Consider the following 3,271-nt stretch of genomic DNA (forward strand, 5'->3'; position numbering starts at 1 on the left):
CATTAAAATATTTTAACATATCACTAATTTTTTTACATACTTATTTCTAATTTATTATGTGATCTACTACTATCTTCATAGATACTATTTAAATAAGACATCAAGAATGTATCTTCACAATATTTTTTCCATTTCTTATAGTTTGTATTATCTTTATTAAGATCTTCTCTTTCTCCCATTCTTCCTGAAAAATAATACAAATTTGTGTCTATCATAAAATCCATCATTTCCCTTTTTTCTTCTAGTGTTGTATTCACTTTATCTAGAGTTGGATTTGTCTGATATCTAGTACATTCAATGAAAAAATCTTTGGATTTATCTTTAAAATGTAGAAGATTATCGTCTTTCCATCCATACTTTTGTGCCCAATAGTCAACGTCTAGGCTCTCTGTCTTGTATTTGATATTATCCCTTACATCTGTATGTATACAGGCATACAGACTGGGATATAAGGCTATAGACCCTACTGCAGCATCAGACACACCTTCATTTTCTGATATATGTTGCATATGCATGTGACCACTAAGATTTAACCTTATATTATGATCACTAAATAACTTAATAAGCTTTGAACTATTTTCTATTTTATATCCAGATATAAACATTTTGTTATGTGCTAGTATATTTTGATGTGTAACTGAAATTACAGATAAATTATTAATACTAGCTATATGAAGCATTCTTTCAATCCACTTATATGTCTGATTTGACAGTTGTAAATCATTCTTGCCACAGCTAGTTTCAATCATCAATATACACTGAAATTTATTTATCATATACATATAGCTAAGTGAGTTTTTATCCCTAGCTATTACTTTAGGATCTTCATCAGAATATCCAAAGTTTGAATAAATTTCTTTAAACTCTTCTTCATTTACAGATTCAACTGATAAATCCTCTTTATTTTTAAAGCTTTTAGCTTTTTCATTATTGATATCATGGTTTCCAGGTATAACTAAAACATCTATATTTTTATCTTTTAGAATTTTAAATTTTTTCGCCATATTTTGGTGGCTTATTTTTTCACCATTATAGGTGATATCGCCACCTACTATCACTGCTTTTGGTTTTTTCTTTATCATCTCTAAGATAAAGGAATCCATTACTTGATCTATATACCTCACCATTTTGCCATCGCCCTTTTCTACATTTTGGCTAAATGCATCTCCATAATCAGTCAGACTAGGTGCCAAGTAGTGAATGTCACTTATATGAACTATATCTAGTTCATCTGAGTCATCTCCAAAATCTACAGTTGGTATAGTTTCTTCTATCAGTTTTCTTGATTTTTTTCTTTTTTCTATTAGAAATATAAATGTAGCAACCATAGCCAGCATTAATATTATAAAAGTCATAAAAACTCACCTTCCTTGAATATTTTTTTATATTCTAAAATAAAATAGGCTATTTTTAAATATTTACCACCTATAATTTTAATCTTCTTATTTTTTTAATTTATTGATATATTAAATATAGAATAGTTCAATTAATCTCTTTTTATATAGAGTCACTTCCACTCCCTACATTCATTATAGACCATGATAGAAGAAATAGTTGATTAAATATAATTTTTATAGAAATATTTCAATCAAATCTTCTAATAGAACTTACTATATCTTATTATTAATATTAATGTATACGCAAATATTAATATTTTTATATATAAAAAAAGCTGTCTCCAAATCTAGATTTTCTAGTTTAGAAACAGCTTTAAATGCGCCCGGCGGGACTCGAACCCACAACCCCTTGATTCGTAGTCAAGTACTCTATCCAGTTGAGCTACGAGCACATATCACAAAATAATACTTATATAGTATATCATGGATACTTTATTTTTTCAAGTTATTTAAAGAAATAGTATCTACTTTTATTAGATTTTAGCAAAAGTAGATACTATCTTTGTTAACTTTCTTTAAAAGTAAATGACATTAATTAATGATGGCAAGAACTATGATCTCCGTGTCCAGAACAGTTTGCTCCCATATCTGATATAGTTCCATCTATGAATGCTAGTACTGCCTTTTCTGGATCTCCTGCAACTCCTGAGAATGATTTTATTCCCTTTGCTGCCAATCCATCTACTGCTCCCTGTCCCATGCCTGAAGTGATTATAACATTTATATTGTTTTCCACTACAAATTCTGGCATTGTTGAACAATGATTTCCCTGAGTATCTAATTCCTCTCTAGATATTATCTTTCCATCTTCTACTGTGAAAACTGAAAAGTTTTTTGCATGACCAAAATGTCCACAAATAACACCGTTTTCAGTTGTAACTGCTATTTTCATATATGTATCCTCCTTAAATTATATTATCCTACTCCTATATTCTACAATAAAAAAACCTTTTTTGCTATGATTTTCTAAATGTTTATGCAAATTAATTGCAATTATTTTTGAGCATAAAAAAAACGAAGGCATATTCCTTCGCAAACGTATATATAAGAGGCGACACCCAGATTCGAACTGGAGATCAAGGAGTTGCAGTCCACTGCCTTACCACTTGGCTATGTCGCCATAATGTTCTGATATATAAAAAAAATGGATCATCGGGGGTTCGAACCCCGGACACCCTGATTAAGAGTCAGGTGCTCTGCCAGCTGAGCTAATGATCCATATTGGTTAGTAGTAATCTATCTTTAAAGAATGGTGGATCATCGGGGGTTCGAACCCCGGACACCCTGATTAAGAGTCAGGTGCTCTGCCAGCTGAGCTAATGATCCGTATATTGGTAGCGGTAACGGGACTTGAACCTGTGACCTTCCGGGTATGAACCGGACGCTCTAGCCAACTAAGCTATACCGCCACGTTATCACAAAATAATGGTGCCTAGAGGCGGAATCGAACCACCGACACGGGGATTTTCAATCCCCTGCTCTACCGACTGAGCTATCCAGGCAACTATTATGGCGGAGAGGGTGGGATTCGAACCCACGGTGCCGTAAAGCATCACTGGTTTTCAAGACCAGCTCCTTAAACCACTCGGACACCTCTCCATAAATATTAGATTACGTAAAATACATTAAATTTTAAATGGCTGGGGATGCGGGACTCGAACCCACGGATGCATGAGTCAAAGTCATGTGCCTTACCGACTTGGCTAATCCCCAACATCATTAAAATGAGCGCACAGGGATTCGAACCCCGGACACACGCCTTAGAAGGGCGTTGCTCTATCCAACTGAGCTATGCACCCACATTTTTAAAAATTTTGTCAATAAACTGGTGCGGATGAAGGGAGTCGAACCCCCACGCCAAAGGCGCTAGATCC

2 protein-coding genes and 9 tRNA genes are annotated in these 3,271 nt (G+C 33.7%); all 11 read right to left on the reverse strand.

Annotation, left to right across the window (positions count from 1 at the left end):
• Positions 1–32: 32 nt before the first annotated feature.
• Entirely contained in the window at positions 33–1,355 is a 1,323-nt protein-coding gene (locus tag RR561_RS08970) for a metallophosphoesterase (RefSeq protein WP_332507545.1), read from the reverse strand.
• Positions 1,356–1,715: 360 nt separating this feature from the next.
• A tRNA-Arg gene (locus RR561_RS08975) sits at positions 1,716–1,789 on the reverse strand.
• Between the two features lie 143 nt (positions 1,790–1,932).
• A complete protein-coding gene (locus RR561_RS08980; protein ID WP_332507546.1) occupies positions 1,933–2,289 on the reverse strand; it encodes a NifB/NifX family molybdenum-iron cluster-binding protein in 357 nt (118 codons plus the stop codon).
• Between the two features lie 157 nt (positions 2,290–2,446).
• A tRNA-Cys gene (locus RR561_RS08985) sits at positions 2,447–2,517 on the reverse strand.
• Positions 2,518–2,542: 25 nt separating this feature from the next.
• Positions 2,543–2,615: transfer RNA gene (locus tag RR561_RS08990), tRNA-Lys, on the reverse strand.
• A 32-nt stretch (positions 2,616–2,647) separates the two neighbouring features.
• A tRNA-Lys gene (locus RR561_RS08995) sits at positions 2,648–2,723 on the reverse strand.
• Between the two features lie 6 nt (positions 2,724–2,729).
• Positions 2,730–2,806, reverse strand: a tRNA-Met gene (locus RR561_RS09000).
• Between the two features lie 17 nt (positions 2,807–2,823).
• A tRNA-Phe gene (locus tag RR561_RS09005) sits at positions 2,824–2,899 on the reverse strand.
• Between the two features lie 8 nt (positions 2,900–2,907).
• A tRNA-Ser gene (locus tag RR561_RS09010) sits at positions 2,908–2,996 on the reverse strand.
• 38 nt (positions 2,997–3,034) lie between these two features.
• Positions 3,035–3,110, reverse strand: a tRNA-Gln gene (locus RR561_RS09015).
• 12 nt (positions 3,111–3,122) lie between these two features.
• Positions 3,123–3,196 (reverse strand) — tRNA-Arg (locus RR561_RS09020).
• Between the last annotated feature and the right edge of the window lie 75 nt (positions 3,197–3,271).

It is taken from the genome of Peptostreptococcus sp. (genome assembly GCF_036639115.1).
In the GTDB taxonomy this organism is placed as follows: domain Bacteria; phylum Bacillota; class Clostridia; order Peptostreptococcales; family Peptostreptococcaceae; genus Peptostreptococcus.